A 23,644-nucleotide genomic window follows, 5' to 3' on the forward strand; every position below is an offset into this window, starting at 1 on the left:
TAGACTAATTCAAATAAAATATAAAATGAAAACAAAGTTTAGTGGAATTTTAACGCTATTCCTAGCGTTTGTTGTGCAACTTACGTTTGCGCAAGAAAAAACAATTTCAGGAACTATATCCGATGAAAACGGATTGCCACTTCCCGGAGTTAATATTATTGTAAAAGGTACAACAACTGGTACTCAAACCGATTTTGATGGTAATTATACCATTGGTGCGAATACAGGTGATGTATTATCTTATTCCTTTTTAGGCTACACTACTCAAGAAATGACAGTTGGTGCGGCAAACAACATTAGCTTTGCAATGACGGTTGATGCCGATGCGCTTGATGAGGTTGTTATTACAGCTTTAGGTATTAAGAGAAAGCAAGATGAATTAACTACAGCTAACCAGGTTGTTAAGAGCGAAGAACTTGTTCAGGCTCAAAACCCTGATTTAGTACAAGGTTTATCTGGTAAAGTATCTGGTTTACAAATTAACACAACTAATAGTGGTGTAAACCAATCTACTCGTATTCAGTTACGTGGTAGTAGATCTTTAACACAAAACAACCAAGCATTAGTAGTTATCGATGGTGTAATTTCTAACGGAAGTGTACTATCTAGCATCGATCCAAACTTAATTGAATCGGTTAACGTAATTAAAGGTGCGAATGGTGCCGCGTTATATGGTTCTGCTGGTGCGAATGGTGCCTTAATTGTAACAACTAAAAAAGGTAACCAGTCTGAAAAAATGACTATTCAGTTTAATTCTGCTGCATCATTTGAAGACATAGCATACATCCCACAAAGACAAACTCGTTATGGACAAGGATGGAATGGAGTTCATACATCATATGAAAATGGTGGTTGGGGTCCTGAATTTGATGGTCAATTAGTACCTGTTGGTCTTCCTTTAGAAGATGGTACTTACCGTTATTTCCCATATAGTCCTATTGATGACAATATTAAGGAGTTCTTTCAAACTGGAACAACTTTCCAAAACACGTTATCTTTATCTGCAGGTAGCTTAGAAGATGGATATGTTTATTTATCTGCTAACAAAATTGATAAAGAATTCGTAATTCAAGGTGATGAGTCTAATAGTAGTACTTTCAACTTCAAAGGAGGTAAGAAAGTTGGTAAGTGGTCTTTAGAAGGAAACATCTCTTATTTAAATAATAAGACAGAGCAATCTACTGGTACATTATACACTGAGTTATTACAAACAGCTACAAATATTCCAGTAGAAGAGTTTTCAGATCCTAATAATGCTACACACTGGACGTCTTATTACCGTAGTCCATATTGGATTAGAGATAATGAAAGAAGAGAAGATAGAATTGACCGTTTAATTGGTATTTTAAATGTTGGTTATGAGTTTAACGAGCATATTAATGTGCGTTATACAGGTAACATAAACACAACAGGCCGTTCTGGTTTTAACTATGTAAATGGTGTTGTAGATACATTAAACGTTGGTGGTGGTGATTACACTACTCAATCTGCTTACGGTGATTATTCTAGTAACTTTATGAGTTATTATGGAGATTTATTTTTAACATTCAATTACGATTTAACTGAAAAAATCAATATGAATGTTACTTTAGGTCACAACTTACGTGATCAGAGATTTGCTCAAGTTGCAAACAGTGGTATCAATTTAACAGTACCTGGTTTCTACAACATTAGTAATGTTACAGGAACTCCTACTGTTAGTAACTCAAGAACTCGCATTAGAAGAACAGCTGTATTTGGACAAGCTGACTTTGGATATGATGATTTCTTATTCTTAAACGTTACTGCTAGAAATGACTGGACTTCTGTTTTAGATCCTTCAAACAATTCATTCTTCTACCCTTCTGTTGGTGTATCATTTATTCCAACAAAAGCATTTGATAATTTTGGTGGCGATGTCTTAAACTTTATGAAAGTTGCAGCGAGTTGGGTACGTGTAGGTAACGATGGTTCAATTGGCGCTAGTGCAATTGTTCCAACTTATGCTTCAGCTCCAGGATATCCTTATGGTACTTTAAATGCCTTTGTACAACCAACAGGTATTACAGACCCATTTTTAGAGCCAGAGTTTTTAGAGTCTTTAGAGTTTAACTTAAACATGGGATTCTTTAATGACAGAATTACTTTAGACGCATCTTATTATATACAAGATGGTTCTAACCAAATTAATAACTCTTCAACTTCTTTTGCATCAGGTATCAGTAACAATACTGTAAACATTGGTGAAACTGAAACAAAGGGTTATGAAATTGATTTAGGTGTAAGACCATTTTGGTCTGCTGACCCAAGAGGTTTCCGTTGGGATATGAGATTATCTTATGCAACCAACGAAACAATAGTTAAGTCTATTAACGGTGAAACTGATGAATTGGCTATTCAATCTTTCCCTAACAATGCTAACCCAGTAGGTATTTTTGCAATTGTTGGTGAAGAATTCCCAATCATTAAAGGTGCTGCTTACGAAAGAGACCCACAAGGGCGTGTGTTAATTGATCCAACAACTGGTACTCCAAGAGTAACATCAGATTTACAAGTTTTAGGTAAGTCAAATCCAGATTACATTCTTGGATTAAACACATCTTTCACTTATAAAGGTATTAGATTAGGTGCTACTATGGATTACAGAACTGGTCACCAATTCTGGTCTGGTGCTAAATCATGGTTATCTTGGTCTGGTCACTTGATTGAATCTGCTGAGCACGGTCGTAATGGTGGTTTTATATATCCTAATTCTGCTATAGAGACATCTCCTGGTGTATACGAAGCTAACACTGGTATTGTAACTGGTGGAACAAGTTACTCTTCATTATTGAACTACTACTCTAATGATTACTATACAGTAACTGAAAACTTCGTTTTAGATGCAACTGCTTTTAAAGTCAGAGAACTTTCATTATCTTATACACTTCCTACTAAAATGTTAGAGAAGACTGCTATAAGTAATGTTATAGTAGGTGTAAATGCTAGAAACCCATTTATAGTTTTACCTAAAGAAAATAGAAGTTATAACGATCCTGAGACATCTAACACAACAGGAAATGGTCAAGGTCTTGCGGCTATCAACCAATATCCTACAACTAGATCTCTTGGTTTCAACCTTAACATAACATTTTAAAAAAAATAGAAAATGAAAAATATATTTAAATTATTAACAATTGCTGTATTATTAGGCTTTGTTGCTACTTCATGTTCTGATTATTTGGACGTGAATGATCCACAAGATAGCCCAACAAATGAACAGGTAACTCCAGATTTGATTTTACCTGCAGCAATGTCCAGAACAAATTCAATCCAAGGAGGAACAATGAATCGTTTAGGAAACGTATTCATGAACAACTGGTCTGCTAACGTAAATTCATTTACTGGTGGATTCAATGAAGAATATCAATTAATTATCACAAGTACGTTTTATAACACAATTTGGGATCAATTATATTTAAGAAGTGCAAACTATCAAGCTATTATTGATAGTCCTTTTGAAAACTATGAAAATCACAAGGCGATTGCAAAAATCATGAAGTCTTTCTACATGCAGTACATTGTAGATATTTACGGTGATTGCCCTTATACTCAAGCTTTTCAAGGTGGTTTAAACCCTGCACCAGCTTATGATGATGATCAAGCAATCTACAGAAGTTTGATTGATGAAATTAATGATGCTATTGATTTAATTAACAATAACACTGTTTCTACAATTCCTGTTGGAGCTGAAGACATTGTTTACGGTGGTTCTATGAGTGATTGGGTTAGATTTGCTAACACGCTTAAGTTACGTATTTTAATGCGTCAGGCTACTTTAGCTGAAACTGATGGTGAAACTGCTACGTATTTGAATAGTCAGTTTAATTCATTAGACCTAGATTTTATTACATCTTCAGCAACATTAAACCCAGGTTTTGCTAATGATGCTGGTCGTCAAAATCCATTCTATGCTACTTACGGTTTTGATGTTGAAGGAAACCCTACAACTACTAATCGTTTCATTAGATGTTCATTATATGCTCAAGAATTTTTAGATGGTACTTTAACTGGTGTTTATGACCCAAGAATTGATTACATTTATGAGCCAATTGGTGGTGCTGTTGTAGGTGTTGATCAAGGTATTGACAGTAATGACCCTGCTATTCCAGATGAAATTTCTGCTTTAGGAACAGGTTTATTAGTAGATGATACTCAAGACTCATATGTAATGTTAGCGGCTGAAAGTTTCTTCTTGCAAGCAGAAGCTGTAGAAAGAGGTTATATTTCTGGTAACGCCAAAGCATTATTTGAAGCAGGTATTATGGCATCTTTTGCTCACTATGGTTTAGACGGTTCTGCATATTTGGCAGCTAGTAACATTGTACCTGAAATAGGTTGGGATGGTTCATCTAATAAACTTGAGGCTATAATGACTCAAAAGTGGATTGCTACTAACGGAATAAATGCTATAGAATCTTGGATAGAAATGACTAGAACAGGTTACCCTATGGTACCTTTAGCTCAAACAGCTCAACAGCCATCAAAACCAAACAGATTACTATATCCATCTTCAGAATATATTGGTAATGGTGCTAACGTGCCAGCTCAAACGTCATCAGACGCTTTCAATACTCATATTTTCTGGGATAACAATTAATTAAAAAAAAATGTGTATTATGAAAAAAATTAAATTATTATCGGTTATTTTCATCTCATCATTATTGAGTGTTTCATGCCTTGTTGATGATGAAGATGCAAAATTAGATGCTGCTGGAAACACACCTTATGTGGTAGGTTTCAATCAAAATGTAGCAAATGAAAGTTGGTTCGAAGACATAGGTGCTATCGAGCGTTCATACCCAGTAAATTTAGTGGGTGGTCAAGATGGAACTCCAGCGTCTTCTGATTTAGTGATTAACTATATTATTAGTCCAGAGTCTACGGCTACTGAAGGTCAAGAATTTGACTTTATCGAAAACACTGGTCAATTGGTAATTCCAGCTGGTCAAGATTTCGGTATGTTTAGTATTTTGTTAAACACTGGAGGATTAGATCCTAATGTTCCTACTGAATTAGTTTTAGAACTTACCAGTGTTGAAGGAAATGCTGCAAATATTGGAACAATTAACGAGTTAAACTTGTTGCGTATTACCTTTGTAGGTTGTAGTTCTCAACTTGAAGGTAACTATACTCTAACTACAACAAGAGATGATGGAGCACAAACCGTGCGTCCTGAAGCAATTACCTTGTTAGGTCCTAACTATTTTGAAACAGAGAGTACTGGATTATGGGGTACTAACGGTATTGGTGTTGCACCTGATTCTTCTATGAATTTTGAAGATATTTGTGGTGAAGTATTTGTTCCTTTACAAGGATTAGCTCAAGGTTTTTATTCAAATGAAGTTTTCGGTACTAATTTAACTGGTCCAGATGGTGAAGTTGATCAAACAACTTTAGACTTTTACATGGACTACTGGATTTCATTTAGTGCTGGTAACAGAGCATATAATGCTGACTTTGTAAGACTATAATTTATTAACGAATTAATTAAACAATATGAAAAATATTTTAAATTATAAATATATACTAGGATTAGCAGTATTACTTGGTTTTACCAGCTGCTTGGATGATGATCAAGATTATCCTGCCGCTGATAAACCTGTAGCAACTTTAGATATGACTTCTGCTTCGATTGCAGAAGGAGAAACTGCGACGTTCACAATCAATTTATCTAAAGCTCAAGCAGCAGCTTCTGATTTCAAATTAGATTTATTATCTGGTAGTGCAGATGATTTTTCTACTGATGCTGCTCATTTAGATGAGTTTGAAATTGGACCAGAAGGATGGCAAGTTACTGTTCCTGGAACAGCAACTTCTGTAGAGTTTAATATTACTGCTCTACTTGATTTATATCCTGAAGCTCCGGAAACATTAAAATTTAGAATGACTAAAGGGCAACAAGGTAATTCAACTGTTGCTGGTGGTCAAATTGATTTCACGGTTAACATTACTAATTCAAGTACTCTGAATTGCGGTTTAGAATTAGCTTGGGATGGTGATGCCGATGATCATTTATGTGATATGGACTTTGATGTATTTTTAGATTCTTTTGGGGCTTATGCGTTTACAGGTGATTGTCCTGAGTATTTAATCGAGCCTGTTAACCCAAGTAACTTATGGACTTCTGAATTAGCAGATGGTACTCACGTAATCGTTGTTGATTTATGGGATAATCATGGTGTAACTCCAGGTCTTCCAGTTCCTTTAAGACTTACAATAGGTAAAGTTGGAGTTGTTATGGCTGATATGGATCTTGGTGACTTATATATGACTGATAGTCAAGATACTGCTAACGGAACTGGTGGTGATATGGCTGTTGGTTGGATAGAAGTAGTTAATGGATTATATTCTATATATGATATAAATGGTAATTTAGTTGCTGAAGAAGGTATCTAAAAATCCAATATTATAAAATAAAAACCACCTCATATCGAGGTGGTTTTTTTATACATTTGCATATCATGTCAGAACAAACTCAAATATACGGTTTACGTGCGGTAATAGAAGCTATTAATGCGAACGAAACTATTGAAAAGATTTTTATTCAAAAAGGACTCAAAGGCGAATTGTCTCAAGAGTTAGAGTCATTAATTAAATCTGAAAAATTAAATTCATCTTATGTACCAATTGAAAAGCTTAATAGATTAACTAATAGTAATCATCAAGGTGTCGTAGCTCAAATATCTCCTATATCCTATTTTGATTTAGAAGAATTGATAACTTCAACCTACGAATCAGGTAAAACACCTCTTTTCTTACTTTTGGACCAATTGAGTGATGTTCGCAATTTTGGAGCTATTATTAGAACAGCTGAATGTACTGGGATACATGGCATTATAATCCAAAAAAAAGGTAGTGCACCTGTAAATGGTGATGCCATAAAGACAAGTGCTGGAGCAGTCTTTAAAATTCCTATTTGCCGTGTTGATCATATAAAAGACGCTATGTTTTTGCTACAAGCTTCTGGTATCCAAGTTGTGGCTGCTACTGAAAAAACTTCTAATTTACTCTACGATATAGATTTTAAAATACCTAGTGCCATTATTATGGGTTCCGAAGGCCGTGGTATAAATCCTTCAATATTAAAATTAGTAGATGCAAAAGCTAAATTACCTCTTTTGGGAGAAATTGAATCACTTAACGTTTCTGTAGCTTGTGGAGCATTTTTATATGAAGCGGTTAGACAGCGTCTTTAATCTTTATTTTCCTTAAAAATGTAGTTTATTGTTTTAGGTTGTTCTTCACTTCCATCAGACTCTAAATTTGTAGACTCTATAAAGTTTCCATTTTCATCAAAATGCTTTAAAAATTCGTCGCTTTCTTCGTCATAGTCTGGTTCTTCCCACTTGTACTTAACAGGTTTAGGAATATTGTTTCTGTAAATTAAAGCAAAAAATAACCCTACTACCAAACCTGATAAATGACCTTCCCAAGACATGCCTTCTTTAATCGGAAGTACATACCATACCATACTTCCATAAAGGAAAACAACCAATAAGGATAATGCTATTAATCTATAATGTTTAGCTAATATGCCTTTAAAAAACAAAAAACTAACCAAAACATAAATTAAACCACTTGCTCCAATGTGATATGCTGGCCTACCAATTAGCCATGTTAACAAACCTGATAATAAAATTCCATAAAGAAGAACTTTCCAGGCAATACTTCTGTAGAAATAAAACAAGCTCGCCGAAAGTACAAATAACGGAATTGTATTATGATATAAATGCTGTATGCTAGAATGAATAAAAGGGCTAAATACTACTCCTTTTAAACCGTTTAAACGCATAGGATAAACTCCAAAATTGGTGAAGTCGAAGCGAAAACGGATTTCAAACCAAAACACTAACCATATAAGCATAACAAATACCAATGGGTAAACTATCACGCCATTAGAAAACTTAAAATGTTCTTGGTTTTCCATAATTAAATATACATTAACAATATTGTTTCCAAAATACTAATACGTGATAAATTGTCATATTAACAGCATAAAATCTAAAAATTTTATGACTTTGTAATTCACTATATATCTAATTGCTTAATTTTACTTTATGAATGAACCTTTAGCGGAACGATTAAGGCCACAGGCTCTTGAAGACTATATTAGTCAAACTCATTTAGTAGGGTCTAATGGTAGCTTGACTAGACATATAAAACAAGGCATCATTCCATCCATGATACTTTGGGGGCCTCCAGGTATTGGGAAAACAACACTTGCCAATATAATAGCAAATGAGGCAGAACGCCCATTTTATACTTTGAGTGCGATAAATTCTGGGGTTAAGGATGTTCGAGAAGTTATAGAAAAGGCAAAAAAATCGGGAGGACTTTTTACTACTAAAAATCCCATACTGTTTATTGACGAAATACATAGGTTTAGTAAATCGCAACAAGATTCCTTATTGCAGGCAGTTGAAAAAGGTTGGGTAACACTTATTGGAGCTACAACAGAAAATCCCAGTTTTGAAGTTATTCCTGCGCTTTTATCACGTTGTCAGGTTTATATTCTAAACGCCTTTAATAAAAGTGATTTAGAAGCACTTTTAAGACGTGCTATTGAAAAAGATAGTATCATATCTCAAAAAAACGTAAAACTGCAAGAAACAGATGCTTTGTTTCGTCTTTCTGGTGGAGATGCCAGAAAATTGCTCAATATATTTGAATTATTGGTTAATAGTCAATCTGAATCTGAAATAATAATTACCAATGATATGGTTATGCAAAATGTCCAGAACAATACTGTTCGTTATGACAAAACTGGGGAACAACATTACGATATTATTTCTGCATTTATAAAGTCTATTAGAGGTAGTGACCCTAATGCAGCTGTTTATTGGTTGGCTAGAATGGTAGAAGGCGGTGAAGATGTTAAGTTTATTGCTAGACGATTGTTAATTTTAGCCAGTGAGGATATTGGCAATGCAAACCCAACGGCATTAGTAATTGCTAACAATACCTTCCAAGCCGTTTCTACAATTGGTAATCCTGAATCACGTATAATTTTGAGTCAATGTGCCACATATTTAGCCTGCTCTCCAAAAAGTAATGCATCCTATCAAGCTATAAATAAAGCCCAACTGTTAGTAAAAGAAACTGGCGATTTAAGTGTACCTCTAGAAATACGAAATGCACCAACTAAACTTATGAAAGAATTAGGTTATGGTGATAATTATAAATATGCCCACAACTACGAAGACAACTTTGCCAAGCAGGAATTTTTACCCGAAGAGATTAAAAACACACAACTTTACAACCCAGGAAATAATTCTAGAGAGCAAAACCAAAGGGAGTTTTTAAAAAAACGCTGGAAAGATAAATACGATTACTAAAATTTAATATTAAGCGTTTTAACTTGTAGGTCATCACCAATAGTCTCGGCGATAACCCAATTGTCATTTAGTTTATAGACCGTAGCATTCCTATCCTTTACCATAAAAAAATCTTTTTTGCCTGAAAAAATTAAGATGTAAACAACTTTTGGTGTACTGTCAACCAACTGATACCCATTATTTATTGGTTGTGCATATAAAACTTCTGAACTATCAGTTTCTACTTTCTTTATAGGTGCGGTTACTTCGGTTTTTTGTACGGTAGTTTCTGCAGTAACCTCTATAGGTTTTACAGGCTTTACTTCAGAAACATCATGGTTTTCTTCACTATTGGGCTCTAAAGGTTCGTACTTGTAATTCAATTCTTTGACATACAAAAATGCTTCTCTCAAAGCTTTGTTATACGCAACTTTATACTTCTTTTCCCTACTCTCTCCATTAAGTCCTTCAAAAACAATTTGATCTTTACAATTCTTCAATACCACATGTAATTTAGTTAAGAACATACCTTTGTCTTTTACCACATCTGCACGAAGAGCTAAACAGCCGTTTTTTTGTAAATCTTCAGGAAATTCGTCTCCCTGCATTATGGCCGTAAATCCATATTTATTGAATAAAAATTGTGAAAGAGAATTTAATTGATATTCATCTGGATTGTGCTGAAAATCGTAAGTGTCTGGTACGATTACATACTTGTAATTATTTACATTCTGTTGTGCAAAAACATTTCCCAAAGTAGTTACAACAATCAACAGTACTATTCTTTTTAACATGTGTATTAAATTTTTATAAAGATACATCTTGATTTACAAATACAATTTCAAATCTAGTAAATTTGTTATCTGTTTTATATTCTTATCAAGCTTTGTGCCATGAACATTAAAACAAATAGCATCCAAACCAATATTTATAGCTCCTTGTATATCAGCTTCCCAGTTATCTCCAACCATAACACTGGAGTTTACAGTTGTGTTAGCCAAGTTTAAAGCTTGCTCAAAAATAATGGGGTTTGGTTTCTTTACACCAACCATTTCTGAATTTGTTACGGTTTCAAAAAAAATATCAATATTCGAATTTTGTAATTTTCCATGCTGTACTTCGTGAAATCCATTAGTGATTATATGAAGCCTATATTTTGGTTTTAAATAGTTTAATATTTCAATTGTGCCATCAAACAAATAATTGTTTGAAGGTAAATGTGTTATATAATCTTCTGATAAACGATTAATTAATCTATCTTCTACAAAATAGTCAATAGCATCAAAGGTATTCTTAAGCCGACCGTATCTTAAAGCTGCTTTGTCTATTTTTTCTTCGCGATAGAGTTTCCAATAATTCAAATTAATAGGTTCATAAACTGTTAAAAAATCATCTAAAACAACTCCTACATTGTGAATATCAAATATCTTTTCGAATGTTAGCGCAGAATTCTTATCAAAATCCCAGAGTGTGTGGTCTAAATCAAAAAAAACGTCGGTTATGCCTTTAAGCTTCATTTGCTGACTCCAATATTAAATTAAACAATTCTTTAAACCCTTTCCACCTATCAATATCACTAAATGTATAATTGTGAAAAACTGGAATAAACTCACCATTTACCAATTTGACTTCTCGTATTATTTCGTTTAACACCTTCTTCTTGTCCAATAATGATTGGGTTTTAAGCAATGTATAATCCATTACATGATATGAATGTATCATTAATGGAGTTTGTATTTCAAAATCGAGATCGTAAAACAAAAAAGGGGTACATGTTCCCGCTCTAAAACCCATGTGGTTTACATAACCCATAGTATAATCTTCCAATATCTCTAACTCAACTAAATTTCTGTATGAATTAGGTAAATTCAATTTAGAAAACGACTGCCTTGACGCAGCTAAGGTCGTATTTAAAATACTTTCTATTCTATTCTTTTCCTCCTTTAACACTAATGGATCTTCTAAAGCAAAAAAAGACATTTTTAAACCTACATTACAATAATCGGCTACATGCTTAATCAACGATACAAACTGTTTCTTTTGAGCATTTACACCTTTGTCGTAAGTAGAATAGTCCCCTATTAAAAAGAAAAACAAAAACTTGTATTTAGATTGTTTTTGCCTATTTAAAATATACTTAAACGTGTCATCAGGGTCATGCTTTAAGCCTATGATTACCAAAAATCGGGTGTACATACGTTTAAATTTAAAGCTAGACAAATCTTTTAAACTCCCACCAATGGTTCTTAAAATACCCTTTAATTTGAAACTATAAGGTGATGGCACATCTATTATTGGTTTAATCTTATAGTTTCTATCCGGGAATTTAAACTCAGGAAATTGAGCTTGTACAATTGTTTTAAACTTATAAGCCCAGATATCAACTACAGGCTGATTTAAAAAATTATTTTTGTAGGCTAAACTTTCTTCAGCCATAAACCTACCATATTCATCTTTAACATGAGGTAGATACTCTTCATACCGACTTAACAAATAAAATGTCGCTGCAAAAATGTCAAAAGGCACACTACTTCTTTCACTCGTTGTAAAAAAACATTTAGTATCGTCCCAATCTTGCACGTGTATATCTAAATCTGACAAGCCTTGCTCAAAAAGTAAATCATGACTTCTTATAAAAATCTCATTCCCTAACGGTTGTTTTGCATAGGATATTTTAACTGAATCGTGAGCAATAAACTCCTCTATAGTAGTAGTAAATGCCACTGGAACATCTAAAATACGGGTGAAAATATGTTTAAAGGCATATTTTAATCGAGGTGTAATTTTGTGCGTATATACAAGTACCATTAAATTAGAGTTTCGTCTGCAAAACTAAAATATGCTTCTTCGGTTACAATAATATGATCTAAAACTTTAATATCTAAACTTTCTCCAGCTCGTTTCAATTTTTGAGTAATCTGCTTGTCAGCTTCACTAGGCTTTAAGGTTCCCGATGGATGATTATGAACCAAAATAATGCCTGTTGCACCCAATTCTAAAGCCATTTTTAAAACCAATCGCACATCAACCAACGTTCCTGTGATACCTCCCTTACTTAATTGCTGTTTTTGAATGACTTTATTGGAATTGTTCAAATAAATAATCCAGAATTCTTCATGTGGGAGCTCTCCTATAATGGGTTGCATCAATTCAAATACCGAAATGCTAGAGGTTATTTTCTTTTTCTCCAAGGCTTCTTCTCCTCTTCGTCTTCTGCCCAACTCCATAGCTGCTGCAATAGTAATCGCCTTTGCCTCGCCTATGCCTTTAAAAGCCATCAACTGTTTTAAAGATAACTTGCCCAGCTCATTCAAATTGTTACCAACCGAAACTAAAATACGCTTGCACAAATCAACTGCGCTTTCATTCCGACTGCCCGAACCTATTAAAATGGCCACCAACTCGGCATCACTTAATGCCGCTTTTCCCTTGTCGCGGAGTTTCTCTCGTGGTTGGTCATCTTGTGACCAATTTTTTATAGAAAATGAAGCGTGTTTTTCAGTCATTTAGTAAATATAAATATTGTAACTTTCAGAAGCAATTTTTGGATTACTTAACCTTATAAATAAAAAAATGAAATCATTATTTTCTGAAGATACTGTTTCTGAAATAAGAGCCAGAATAGAATTACTACAAGAAAACCAAAATCCAAAATGGGGAAAAATGAATGCCTCACAAATGTTAGCTCATTGTAAGTTTCCATTACAAGTTGCCCTAGGCGAACTGGCTTTGGAAAAACCAAATGTATTTAAACGCCTATTATTCTCTATGTTTAAATCCTCTTTATATGATGATAAAGCGTGGAAACAAAGCTTACCTACAACAAAAGAATTTGTGGTGTCAAGCGACAAAAATTTTCGTAATGAAAAAACAGATTTGTTAGAAGAAATCGAAAAATTTCATACTAAAAAAGATCAAACTGAATGGCCACCACATCCTATGTTTGGGTATTTTACACAGGATCAATGGGGTAAGATGCAATACAAGCATTTAGACCATCATTTAAATCAATTTGGAGTATAATGACCTATCCACCACCACACCATCAAGACCATAATCGCGAACATTTAATAGAGGTTATAAAAACCTATCCTTTGGCTACGGTAATATCGGTAAAAGACCAAGAACCGCTCATTACCCATTTACCATTGATATTAAACGATGAAGGAAAACTTATTGGACACATTGATATTTACAATCCGCAGACGCCCTTGTTGAAAGGCAACAATAGTGTGAACCTTATTTTTTCAGGACCGCAATGTTACATTTCCCCATCGGTTTATACAACTACTCAATTACCTACTTGGAATTACATTAAAGTGCATGTAAAAGGTACTGTAAAAGCTATTGAAAGTAAAGAAGCCCTTAAACAATCCTTAATTACCATGACCGATTTTTTGGAAGCACCCGAGCATAAATACGTATTGGAACCCGATAATCCAAGGATGGAAGCTAATTTAGACTACATTAAAATGTTTGAAATTACCATTACCAATTGGGAGGGCAAATTTAAACTCTCACAGGATAAGAAAACCACAGATACCCAAAACGCCAGAACCGAACTCATTGAAAAAAACCAAGAAAGCATTAAAGCGTTTTTGGATAGGGTATTTTGATTTGATTTTCATAATAAAATAGTCGAACTTCGTTATTGGAATTTATATATCATTTAACGATTCCTTACCCTATTATTTTTCTAAAAAGTTTTAACCCAAAAACGAAATGAGAAAGATTAAAATAATAAATTACATTTTATTTCTAATTTTTGTTTCATGTAATGATTCCGATGACTCAATAGAAGAAAGTATTACTGATTTAAATTGTTCTAATAATTATGCCCTTGGCATTGATATTGACATTGATGAAGATGGCGTTAATGATTTTATTATTGTCTGTTCAAAAGATTTAGTTGGGGCAATGTTCCCTTGGGATGGTGGATTATTTATAAATATTTCTACTTATGAAAATGCTCACATTTTAAGAAAATCTTACGAAGGTTTATTTTTTCTTCAAACTAATGATATAATATATGCTGAACAAAGTTTGGAAAACGGAGCTTGGTTTGAAGAATCTCGCATTATGTTATCAAAATTATTTTATAACGATTCTGGTTGGAATGATGAATGGTTTGTGAATTCTAATATAGAAGAATACTATATGGCATTTAAACTTACAAATGAGAATACAGAAAAAATAGGTTGGATAAAATTTGAATTTGATACCATAAATGGTCAATTCAGTATTATAAATAAAATGATTACTGAATCTGACTCACTAATTATTAATTAAAATTAAGTACTAACCACATAACTACTTTTAGCTATACTGACAACGAAACTAGTTTTTAATCAACCCTTTTACCTCATCAAAATCCAATCCGCCATAATTTCCTGAGCTCATGAGCAATAAAGCTTTATTGTTAAAGTCTTGGGAAAACAGATAGTTTTTAAAATCGTCTGGGCTTGTGTAAATAATGAGGTCGTCGCGCTCAAAAGCATTGGCTATTTGTTGGTGGGTAACTTCTTCCAGTTTTTTAATTTCGACTGCGTGAGGTGAATAGAAAACCACAGCTACATCTGCGGCATCCAAAGCACCTTTATATTCCTTTAAAAATTCGGCATTCAAGCTACTATAAGTGTGTAATTCCAAGCAGGCTACTAGTGTTCTATCTGGAAATTGTTCATTCAATGCTTTGGTAGTTGCCGCCACTTTACTAGGCGAATGAGCAAAATCTTTATACGCCACACTGGTTTTACTTTCGGCTATCTTTTCCAAACGTTTACTAGCGCCTTTAAAGGTTGAAATGGCTTCATAAAAATCATCTTCATCAATGCCCATATGCTGGCAAATCCATTTGGCACCTGCCAGATTGTTCAGATTGTGTTTACCAAATACCTCAATAGGTAAAGGTCCTTCAGGTGTTTCCAGAAGGGTTTCGCCATTTTCAACGGTATATTCTGGTGTGTAATATGGCAATTTACGAATGGTGTTTTCGGAAGCTTCGACTACTCTAACCACTTCGAGATCTTCAGCATTGTAGGTGATACTACCACCGCGTACAATACTATCTACAAATATGCTAAATTGTTCCACATAATTTTCATAAGTTGGAAACACATTAATATGATCCCAAGCAATACCACTCAACAAAGCAATATTGGGTTTGTACAGATGGAATTTTGGTCGTCTGTCAATAGGCGAACTCAAATACTCATCACCTTCCAGAACCATAAAATCGTTGTCTTCGGTGAGTTTTACCATCACATCAAAGCCTTCTAATTGTGCGCCAACCATATAATCCACATCACGATCGTGATAATGCATCACATGCAAAATCATGGAGGTAATAGTGGTCTTTCCATGACTGCCTCCAATAACGACTCGCGTTTTATCTTTAGATTGCTCGTACAAAAACTCGGGATAGCTATAAATTTTCAGACCCAACTCTTGGGCTTTCAATAATTCTGGATTATCAGCCTTGGCGTGCATCCCTAAAACAATGGCATCTAAACTATCATTGATTTTTTCAGGAAACCACCCAAACTGCTCTGGTAATAAACCTTTAGCTTCCAATCGAGATTTAGAAGGATCAAAAATAGTATCGTCACTTCCGGTTACGTGATATCCTTTGTTATGCAATGCAATGGCCAAATTGTGCATAGCTGCACCACCTATAGCTATAAAATGTACGTTCATAGAATGATTTTGTAGAATTCAAATATAAGGATTGCTATTGGAAGTGTGAAGTGGCTAGCTCGAAGTTTTTCTGCTAATTACAATTTTAAAATTTGGCTTTTTTCTTCCCTGAAAACGTCAATATTTGGCAGTTCAGAAATGGCTTGATCAATATGGTTGAGAGCCAAGTCCTTGTTGTTTTGATGCTTGTAAATCTGCGCTAATCGGAAATGAGCCCAAGCCTTGGGAACACCATCTTCAGCTGTATGGTTCTTTAGGTAAAGCTGTAAACAGGCTTCACCTTTATGTAATTGCACGTTATATTCAGCAGCAACCTTTCCTATTTGATAATGCAAGGCATTCCTCTGGTGTTTTTTTTGTGACGCTTCAATGTTTTGAATGGCTTGATCTGGTTGGTCTTGCTTTTCGTAAAAAGCAGTCAGCTTTTCATAACAGGTCAAGGATCCTCCTTTTTCTATAGCCTTTTTATAATAGGTCTCAGCCAATTCAGGTTCATCATCATACTCATAAATATATCCTTTTGCCAAATAACCATCTACCTTTGAAATAGCTTCCAACTCATTGGCGTATTGCAATGATTTACTGACGCTTCCACCAATTATTCCCGGTAATTGCACATAATACTCCACCAAAGCCCAACGTGCATTGATATGCTTTTTGTCTAATTCTATTGCCTTTAAAAAAGCGTTTTCTACATCATCAATCATAAACAAAGCAGTCACTTTATTAACTTCCAAAGCCTTCATACCCATGGCGCCACCATATTTATAATGAAATTCGGCGTTATCAGGATTTAAATCTACCAGCTTTTCATATTGCTCAATGGCTTCATCCCATTTACCTTGATAAGCATAGGCATCACCCAATAACTCGATGCTTTTTGGGTCGCTTGGGTTTTCCAAGAGGTGGTCTTCCATAATCACCTCTGCCTGCTCGTATTTTTTTTTATCAAGTAAGAACTCTATCTCTTGCTCAACATTTTGCGAATACAAGGTGAAAGGAATTAGTAATAGGAAACAAATCTTTTGCATAACATTAAAAATGTCGGTTTTACAAAGATAACCTTTCTATCTCACTCAAAAAATAGCTACCTTCCCTCAACCAAAACCTAAAATACCGTATTCGCGTTTTTTTGGAACAACTTTTGAATGTACCCTTGTACAAAATGATGACTATGAAACAGCTTACTGCAATTTTAATGATTGTTTGTTCAATGCATTTTTCGCAAGCACAAAACCCTTCTTATGATAAACTCTGGAAACAGGTGGACAAACTGGAGTCTGAAGGTTTACCTAAATCGGCTTTAGAGCTGGTTGAACAAATTTCTCAACAAGCCAAGACCGAACAGAACGAACCGCAATACATCAAATCATTATTATTTAAAAGTAAGTATGCCTTAATTCTGGAAGAAGATGCGCAGTTGACTATCATAAACGACTTTAAAGCTCAAATAGCAAATAGTCAGGCTCCTACGCAAAACGTTTTAGAGAACATGCTAGCCACTATGTATTGGCAGTATTTTCAACAGAATAGATGGAAATTCTATAATCGAACCAATACCTCCGAAAAAGTTGATGAAACCGATTTTAGAACTTGGGATTTAGAAACGCTTTTTGCTGAAATACAATTACACTATCAAAATTCGTTGCAAAACGGACTCATTTTGCAACAAACAAAGCTTGAAGATTATGCCGTCATCATAAACGAGCAAAAGAATTCCAAGCAATTTCGTCCTAGCTTATTTGATTTACTGGCTCACAACGCCCTAGAATTCTTCAAAACCGATGAAAACAGCATCACCAAACCTGCTTATAAATTTGAAATTGACAATCTGGATTATTTGAGTGATGCTAACGCCTTTTCTCGCTTGAAGTTATCTTCAAAAGATTCTACCTCATTGCAGTTGCAGGCCTTAAAAATCTATCAGGACCTCATCCAATTTCATTTAAAGAATTCTTCCCCTGAAGCCTTGGTGGATGTAGATATCAATCGACTTCAGTTTGTATCGCAACATGCCACATTCAGCAATAAGGAAGACGTGTTATTACAAACGCTTAAAGCATCACGTAATTTTTACGGTTCACAACCTGTATCAGGTTTGTACAGTTTTGAAATAGCGCAACTATGGTTTCAACAAGGCAGTCAATATCAACCTAAAACCGACGAAACCCATCAATGGAAAATTAAGGAAGCCTATGACATTTGCCAATCGGTCATTTTTGCGTTTCCAAAAAGTGTTGCTGCTGAAAAATGCGAGGCACTCAAACAACAGATTCTGCAACCTAGCTTGCAACTACAGATAGAAAGCTACATACCTATCCAACAGGAATCGCGTTTGTTGGTTCGCTATAAAAATATTAATGCATTAGACTTCAGTGCCTATATGCTAACCGAAAAGCAGTTTGAAATCTTTAATAAAACATACCGAACAGAAGATCAAATTGAGTTTTTTAGAACTTTGAATCTTACCCAATCTTGGGAATCCAATTTACGCGATGTTAAAGACTATCAGCAACACAGTACTGAAGTCCTTATTCCGCTATTGGCGAACGGTCGTTACTTGATGGTTGCCAAAGTTCCTAATAGCGACATTTTTGCGACGCAAACCATTCAGGTGACCAATATTGCTTTGGTTGATAAAAGCGAGAACCACAAACAAAGCTATCAGTTTATTGACCGAAATAATGGCAAGCCGATTGAGGGTGTTGACGTTAAAATCACCTATCAAAAAAACTACAATAGTGGCACCAAACAAAAAAAACTGACCTCCAATACTAGAGGAACTATAGAAATAGAAAAGTCTGGCGAGCGATGGACACAAGTAAAAATTGAAGCCCAGACACCTGATGACAAGGCCTATTTTGGTGATTACTACATAAACCGTTCACAAACACCAAAACCCGATCCAATAAGTTACAAAGGGTTTCTGTTTACAGACCGAAGTATTTACAGACCAGGTCAAACAGTCCATTTTAAGGGTATTGCCATAAGAACCGAAGATGGTAAATCGGAAGTATTGCCTAATGAAGATACCTATGTGATTTTATATGATGTGAACGGACAGGAAGTGCATCGTTTGGATTTACGAACCAATGCTTTTGGTTCGGTTTCGGGTGAGTTCATATTGCCGAGTAGTGGCTTAACGGGCCAATTTAGAATACAGCTATTGGGAAAAACCCATACACTTTCTAATACCAATGTCTATATCTCTGTAGAAGAATACAAACGTCCCAAGTTTGAAACCACGTTCAAACCCATAACCGAGACCTTTAAAATTAATGATTCCATTACCCTAAACGGAAATGCGCTTGCCTATGCTGGCAGTAACATAACTGATGCCAAGGTAGTGTATCGCGTCCACCGAAAAGTGCGTTATCCTAGTTGGTATTATTGGTATCGACCAGCTTTTAACAGTGAGCCACAAGAAATCACTCATGGTGAAACCACCACCAATGAAAAAGGCGAATTTGAAATCACATTTAAAGCCATTCCTGATTTGAGTGTTGACAAAGACTCACAACCCATTTTTAATTATGAAGTCACGGCTGATGTAACAGATATCAATGGCGAAACCCGAAGTGCCACCACTCTAGTCAATGTTGGCTATCATGCTATGACGGCATCTATTTCGGTTAACAATCTTTTGAATAAAACCAACAAGGAGCACAAACTGGAAATCACGACCCAAAACCTCAACGGTGAGTTTGTACCTGCCAAAGGAACCATTAAAATGTATAAGTTGAAAGCACCTGACTATGTGCTGCGAGCAAGACCTTGGCAAGCACCAGACTACCCGATGCTTCCGGAAGCAGAGTTTAAATCTAAATTTCCACACGATGCGTATCAAGATGAACACAACCCAAATAATTGGGAAAAAGGCGAACTGGTTTTTGAAAAGCGTTTTGATACGGAAACATCCAAAACTATAGCTTTAGGCAACATCAAAAAATGGCAATCTGGTCAATATGTGATTGTTTTGGAAAGTCAGGATGCCTTTGGTCAAGATGTGAAAGCTGAAACCAAAACCACACTCTATAGTGACCAAGATAAAACCCTTGCCGATAAGCAACTATTTAGTATTACCACCAATAAACCAAATTATCAGGCCAATGAAACGGTATTGCTTACTTTAGGTTCTGCGGCACAAAACGTAACCGTAACACTGGATGTAGAAAAAGACCACAAGACCATAAACACTTATGTGTTTGAGCTTAACAATAACAAGAAAACCATTGAGATTCCGGTTACTAAAGACGATTTAGGCGGTTTTGCTGTGCATTACAGTTTTTCCTTTGCCAATGGTTTTCAATCAGGTATGGAATACATTAATGTACCTTATCCAAAAACCGATTTAGAGATTGAAACCACCACATTCAGGGATAAATTACAACCTGGACAATATGAAACCTGGAATTTTAAAATAAAAGGCCCTAAAGGCGAACAAGTTTCTGCCGAACTATTGGCGAGTATGTACGATGCCTCTTTAGACCAATTTAAAACGCATGATTGGAATTTTAACCCAATCTATAGAGCACCTTATAATAGTTACAACCATAGAAACGCAGGCTATAGTTTTGGCACCAAAAACTTTAGAATTCAAAATTTAAACCGTGCCTATATCAGCTATCCGCACCAAGCGTATGACCAACTGAATTGGTTTGGATTGCGTTTAAACGATGCCTATACAGTAAGAAGTCAATACTTAAGAGTTAAAAATGCACAATATGCTCACATTCCTTCAAGTTTTACCAGTGAGCATAGATCAGGAATTGGCAATGGTAATATTAAGGGGATTGTTACAGACGAAACTGGATTACCGCTTCCAGGGGCTAATGTCATCATTACAAACACCACAAATGGTACGCAAACAGATTTTGATGGTAACTTTTCCATTCGGGCTGAAAAGAATCAAAAACTATCAATTAGCTTCCTTGGCTATAAAACATTGGAGTTAAAAATCAGCAATGATAACTTTTATAAAATTAAATTGATACCTGACAGCGCAGCTTTAGATGAAGTAGTTATTACAGCTTTAGGTATAAAAAGATCAAAGGATGAATTAACTACAGCTAATCAGGTTGTAAGATCTGAAGAGCTTATACAATCTCAAATTCCAGATTTAGTTGGAAGATTTACGGATTCTGAAGATATTGAAAACCCTGAATATTATTTTAAAGCCAATAAAATTAAAGTTGTACCAAGTGATTCAATAGTTACTGGCGCAACCAATATGATAATTTCAGATGTCCTAAAAACAAGTTTTGATGATATCGTCATCCGCAAAAACTTACAGGAAACCGCTTTTTTCTTTCCACAATTACAAACCGACACCGAAGGTAACGTGAGTTTTAGCTTTACTACTCCAGAAGCCCTAACACAGTGGAAATTGCAATTATTAGCACATACCAAAATTCTAGAAAGTGCAACAACAAGTTTGGAAACAGTTACCCAAAAGGAATTGATGGTCATTCCAAATGCACCAAGATTTTTACGCCATGGTGACAAAATTGTCATCAGTACCAAAATTGCAAACCTCTCGGATAGTGATATTTCTGGTCAAGCACAGCTGCAATTGTTTGATGCTATTTCAGGTGAAGAGATAACCGACAAAATTGTCAGGTCGAGCGCAGTCGAGACCTTCACAGTAGATGCCAAAGGCAACACCCAAGTGTCCTGGAGTTTATCCATTCCGGATTCGGTGGATGCTGTACAATATAAAGTGGTTGCTAAAGCTGGTGACTTTAGTGATGGCGAACAAAATGCGATGCCGGTTTTATCCAATCGCATGTTGGTGACTGAAACCTTACCTATGTGGATAAAGAGTAATGAAACCAGAACTTTTACGTTGGATAAACTAAAAACAAATACCTCAACAACACTCAAGCACCATAAACTGACGTTGGAAATGACTTCCAATCCTGCTTGGTATGCTGTTCAAGCGTTGCCTTACCTTATGGAGTATCCTTACGAGTGTAACGAGCAAACTTTTAGTCGTTATTATGCCAATGCATTGGCGAGTCATATTGCCAATAGTAATCCGCGTATTCAAGAGGTCTTCAACCAATGGCGAAACACTGATGCCCTATTATCTAATTTAGAAAAGAATGAGGAATTAAAAAACATCCTTATTCAAGAAACGCCTTGGTTACGTGATGCCCAAAGTGAAACCGAACAAAAAAAGCGTATTGCCTTGTTGTTTGATCTCAATAAAATGAACAACGAGTTGCAAAATGCCTTAAGAAAACTGGAACAAAATCAAATGAGCAATGGTGCTTGGCCTTGGTTCCATGGGGGACGTGAAAACCGATTTATTACCCAGCATATCATCACTGGATTTGGTCACTTGAAGCACTTAAATGTTGTTCAAAATGATAGTGAAGCATCAATGATCAAAAAAGCCATAAGGTATTTGGATACAGAATTTGTAGAAGAATATAAAGACCTTACTAAATACAATAAGGATGTTGATTTAAGCAAAGACCATTTAAGTCATACGCAATTGCATTATTTATACATGCGAAGCTTCTTCCCAGAGGTTAAGCAATCTAAAAAGGTCCAGGAGATTTCGGCTTACTACTTGTCACAGATTCAGAAGTATTGGTTGAGTCGTTCATTATATTCCAAAGGACTCATGGCATTGATTGCTCACCGAATGGAAGATGATGCCACATCTGGAAAAATATTGAAATCACTTAAAGAAAATAGCATTACCAATGAAGAATTGGGTATGTATTGGAAAGAAAATACAGCGTCTTGGTATTGGTATCAAGCACCCATTGAAACCCAAGCCTTACTGATTGAAGCCTTTTCTGAAATTGAAAATGATGTAAAGACTATTGACAATCTTAAAATCTGGTTATTAAAAAACAAGCAAACCAATAAATGGGAAACAACCAAAGCCACTACCGAAGCTGTGTATGCTTTGTTGCTTCAAGGTAACGATTGGTTAAGTGTTACAGAAGCTGTTGATGTGCTGGTTGGTGGTGAAAAAATAGAACCTTCAAAATTAGAAAACGTGAAAGTAGAAGCCGGAACAGGCTATTACAAAACGGCTTGGAATACCCAAGACATAAAACCTGACATGGCAGAAGTAACCTTAACCAAAAAAGGTGATGGTATTGCTTGGGGAGGCTTATACTGGCAATACTTTGAGGATTTGGATAAGATTATTTCAGCAGAGACACCATTGAAACTAAAGAAAAGGTTATTTAAAAAAATCAATACCGATACTGGTGAAGAAATCACAGAAATTACCCAAGACACTAATTTAAAAGTAGGTGATTTAGTTCGCGTTCGTATTGAACTCCGAAGTGATAGGGATATGGAATTTATTCACATGAAGGATATGCGTGCATCAGGTTTAGAACCCGTAAACGTATTATCAAAATACAAATGGCAAGATGGATTGGGCTACTATGAGAGCACTAAAGATGCTAGTACCAATTTCTTTTTTGACTATTTACCAAAAGGCGTTTACGTATTTGAATATGACTTACGCGTTAATAATGCCGGTAACATGAGCAATGGCATCACAACCATTCAAAGTATGTACGCTCCAGAATTCAGCAGTCATAGCGAAGGTGTTAGAGTATCAGTTAACAATTAAACAAAAA

At 35.2% G+C, this 23,644-nt stretch carries 17 protein-coding genes; 10 read left to right on the forward strand and 7 right to left on the reverse strand.

The window, feature by feature from the left end; all coding sequences use genetic code 11:
- Positions 1 to 25 precede the first annotated feature (25 nt).
- The 5 genes from MTX13_RS03325 (at position 26) to rlmB (ending at position 7,217) form a co-directional block, all read left to right on the forward strand.
- Positions 26 to 3,115: a SusC/RagA family TonB-linked outer membrane protein gene (locus MTX13_RS03325; protein WP_250432965.1), complete on the forward strand. Its 3,090-nt coding sequence runs from the start codon at positions 26 to 28 to the stop codon at positions 3,113 to 3,115.
- Positions 3,116 to 3,127: 12 nt separating this feature from the next.
- Positions 3,128 to 4,618 carry a SusD/RagB family nutrient-binding outer membrane lipoprotein gene (locus MTX13_RS03330; protein ID WP_250432966.1) on the forward strand — a complete coding sequence of 497 codons (1,491 nt, stop codon included), beginning with the start codon at positions 3,128 to 3,130 and terminating at the stop codon, positions 4,616 to 4,618.
- 19 nt (positions 4,619 to 4,637) lie between these two features.
- The gene (locus MTX13_RS03335; RefSeq protein WP_250432967.1) at positions 4,638 to 5,492 is read left to right on the forward strand and encodes a hypothetical protein; all 855 of its coding nucleotides are present in this window, start codon (positions 4,638 to 4,640) and stop codon (positions 5,490 to 5,492) included.
- Between the two features lie 25 nt (positions 5,493 to 5,517).
- Complete coding sequence (locus MTX13_RS03340) at positions 5,518 to 6,417, forward strand: hypothetical protein (protein WP_250432968.1); 900 nt, start codon at positions 5,518 to 5,520, stop codon at positions 6,415 to 6,417.
- Between the two features lie 65 nt (positions 6,418 to 6,482).
- A complete protein-coding gene (rlmB, locus tag MTX13_RS03345; protein WP_250432969.1) occupies positions 6,483 to 7,217 on the forward strand; it encodes a 23S rRNA (guanosine(2251)-2'-O)-methyltransferase RlmB in 735 nt (244 codons plus the stop codon).
- Here the strand turns inward: rlmB and MTX13_RS03350 are convergent.
- On the reverse strand, positions 7,214 to 7,948 hold the full coding sequence (locus MTX13_RS03350) for a rhomboid family intramembrane serine protease (protein WP_250432970.1): 735 nt from the start codon (positions 7,946 to 7,948) through the stop codon (positions 7,214 to 7,216). The two genes, rlmB and MTX13_RS03350, sit on opposite strands and share 4 nt — an antisense overlap.
- 130 nt (positions 7,949 to 8,078) lie before the next feature.
- Here MTX13_RS03350 and MTX13_RS03355 point away from each other — a divergent pair, with 130 nt between their 5' ends.
- Complete coding sequence (locus MTX13_RS03355; protein WP_250432971.1) at positions 8,079 to 9,356, forward strand: replication-associated recombination protein A; 1,278 nt, start codon at positions 8,079 to 8,081, stop codon at positions 9,354 to 9,356.
- Here MTX13_RS03355 and MTX13_RS03360 read toward each other — a convergent pair.
- From MTX13_RS03360 to radC, 4 genes are read right to left on the reverse strand one after another with little or no spacing between them, the layout of a single operon-like run.
- On the reverse strand, positions 9,353 to 10,129 hold the full coding sequence (locus tag MTX13_RS03360) for a hypothetical protein (protein WP_250432972.1): 777 nt from the start codon (positions 10,127 to 10,129) through the stop codon (positions 9,353 to 9,355). The genes MTX13_RS03355 and MTX13_RS03360 overlap by 4 nt on opposite strands.
- Positions 10,130 to 10,162: 33 nt before the next feature.
- A complete protein-coding gene (locus tag MTX13_RS03365) occupies positions 10,163 to 10,852 on the reverse strand; it encodes a YjjG family noncanonical pyrimidine nucleotidase (RefSeq protein WP_250432973.1) in 690 nt (229 codons plus the stop codon).
- Positions 10,842 to 12,143, reverse strand: coding sequence for a polysaccharide deacetylase family protein (locus MTX13_RS03370; protein WP_250432974.1), 1,302 nt, complete (start codon positions 12,141 to 12,143; stop codon positions 10,842 to 10,844). The genes MTX13_RS03365 and MTX13_RS03370 overlap by 11 nt, the downstream gene beginning before the upstream one ends.
- Positions 12,143 to 12,841 carry a RadC family protein gene (gene radC / locus MTX13_RS03375; protein WP_250432975.1) on the reverse strand — a complete coding sequence of 233 codons (699 nt, stop codon included), beginning with the start codon at positions 12,839 to 12,841 and terminating at the stop codon, positions 12,143 to 12,145. Before radC ends, MTX13_RS03370 begins: the two co-directional genes overlap by 1 nt.
- 67 nt (positions 12,842 to 12,908) lie before the next feature.
- On the opposite strand from radC, the gene MTX13_RS03380 reads away from it, so the two are divergent.
- The 3 genes from MTX13_RS03380 to MTX13_RS03390 all read left to right on the forward strand — a co-directional run bounded on the left by MTX13_RS03380 (position 12,909) and on the right by MTX13_RS03390 (position 14,624).
- Positions 12,909 to 13,358: a DUF1569 domain-containing protein gene (locus tag MTX13_RS03380; RefSeq protein ID WP_250432976.1), complete on the forward strand. Its 450-nt coding sequence runs from the start codon at positions 12,909 to 12,911 to the stop codon at positions 13,356 to 13,358.
- Entirely contained in the window at positions 13,358 to 13,951 is a 594-nt protein-coding gene (locus MTX13_RS03385) for an FMN-binding negative transcriptional regulator (protein WP_250432977.1), read from the forward strand. Before MTX13_RS03380 ends, MTX13_RS03385 begins: the two co-directional genes overlap by 1 nt.
- A gap of 106 nt (positions 13,952 to 14,057) precedes the next feature.
- Positions 14,058 to 14,624: a hypothetical protein gene (locus MTX13_RS03390; protein WP_250432978.1), complete on the forward strand. Its 567-nt coding sequence runs from the start codon at positions 14,058 to 14,060 to the stop codon at positions 14,622 to 14,624.
- Between the two features lie 48 nt (positions 14,625 to 14,672).
- Here the strand turns inward: MTX13_RS03390 and MTX13_RS03395 are convergent, their stop codons facing one another.
- Positions 14,673 to 16,031 carry a UDP-N-acetylmuramate--L-alanine ligase gene (locus MTX13_RS03395; protein WP_250432979.1) on the reverse strand — a complete coding sequence of 453 codons (1,359 nt, stop codon included), beginning with the start codon at positions 16,029 to 16,031 and terminating at the stop codon, positions 14,673 to 14,675.
- Positions 16,032 to 16,108: 77 nt separating this feature from the next.
- The gene (locus MTX13_RS03400) at positions 16,109 to 17,062 is read right to left on the reverse strand and encodes a tetratricopeptide repeat protein (protein ID WP_250432980.1); all 954 of its coding nucleotides are present in this window, start codon (positions 17,060 to 17,062) and stop codon (positions 16,109 to 16,111) included.
- A gap of 143 nt (positions 17,063 to 17,205) precedes the next feature.
- On the opposite strand from MTX13_RS03400, the gene MTX13_RS03405 reads away from it, so the two are divergent.
- Positions 17,206 to 23,637, forward strand: a complete 6,432-nt coding sequence (locus tag MTX13_RS03405) for an alpha-2-macroglobulin family protein (RefSeq protein WP_250432981.1) — start codon at positions 17,206 to 17,208, stop codon at positions 23,635 to 23,637.
- Positions 23,638 to 23,644 lie beyond the last annotated feature (7 nt).

The organism is Hanstruepera flava, from assembly GCF_023634025.1.
GTDB lineage: Bacteria > Bacteroidota > Bacteroidia > Flavobacteriales > Flavobacteriaceae > Hanstruepera > Hanstruepera flava.

Bases quoted from the DNA above. Each gene is read 5' to 3' on its own strand.
- MTX13_RS03405 (WP_250432981.1), top strand. From the start codon at position 17,206: ATGAAACAGCTTACTGCAATTTTAATGATTGTTTGTTCAATGCATTTT.
- MTX13_RS03325 (WP_250432965.1), top strand. From the start codon at position 26: ATGAAAACAAAGTTTAGTGGAATTTTAACGCTATTCCTAGCGTTTGTT.
- MTX13_RS03365 (WP_250432973.1), bottom strand. From the start codon at position 10,852: ATGAAGCTTAAAGGCATAACCGACGTTTTTTTTGATTTAGACCACACA.
- MTX13_RS03390 (WP_250432978.1), top strand. From the start codon at position 14,058: ATGAGAAAGATTAAAATAATAAATTACATTTTATTTCTAATTTTTGTT.
- MTX13_RS03350 (WP_250432970.1), bottom strand. From the start codon at position 7,948: ATGGAAAACCAAGAACATTTTAAGTTTTCTAATGGCGTGATAGTTTAC.
- MTX13_RS03395 (WP_250432979.1), bottom strand. From the start codon at position 16,031: ATGAACGTACATTTTATAGCTATAGGTGGTGCAGCTATGCACAATTTG.
- MTX13_RS03330 (WP_250432966.1), top strand. From the start codon at position 3,128: ATGAAAAATATATTTAAATTATTAACAATTGCTGTATTATTAGGCTTT.
- MTX13_RS03335 (WP_250432967.1), top strand. From the start codon at position 4,638: ATGAAAAAAATTAAATTATTATCGGTTATTTTCATCTCATCATTATTG.
- MTX13_RS03355 (WP_250432971.1), top strand. From the start codon at position 8,079: ATGAATGAACCTTTAGCGGAACGATTAAGGCCACAGGCTCTTGAAGAC.
- MTX13_RS03385 (WP_250432977.1), top strand. From the start codon at position 13,358: ATGACCTATCCACCACCACACCATCAAGACCATAATCGCGAACATTTA.
- rlmB (WP_250432969.1), top strand. From the start codon at position 6,483: ATGTCAGAACAAACTCAAATATACGGTTTACGTGCGGTAATAGAAGCT.
- MTX13_RS03400 (WP_250432980.1), bottom strand. From the start codon at position 17,062: ATGCAAAAGATTTGTTTCCTATTACTAATTCCTTTCACCTTGTATTCG.
- MTX13_RS03340 (WP_250432968.1), top strand. From the start codon at position 5,518: ATGAAAAATATTTTAAATTATAAATATATACTAGGATTAGCAGTATTA.
- MTX13_RS03380 (WP_250432976.1), top strand. From the start codon at position 12,909: ATGAAATCATTATTTTCTGAAGATACTGTTTCTGAAATAAGAGCCAGA.
- MTX13_RS03360 (WP_250432972.1), bottom strand. From the start codon at position 10,129: ATGTTAAAAAGAATAGTACTGTTGATTGTTGTAACTACTTTGGGAAAT.
- MTX13_RS03370 (WP_250432974.1), bottom strand. From the start codon at position 12,143: ATGGTACTTGTATATACGCACAAAATTACACCTCGATTAAAATATGCC.
- radC (WP_250432975.1), bottom strand. From the start codon at position 12,841: ATGACTGAAAAACACGCTTCATTTTCTATAAAAAATTGGTCACAAGAT.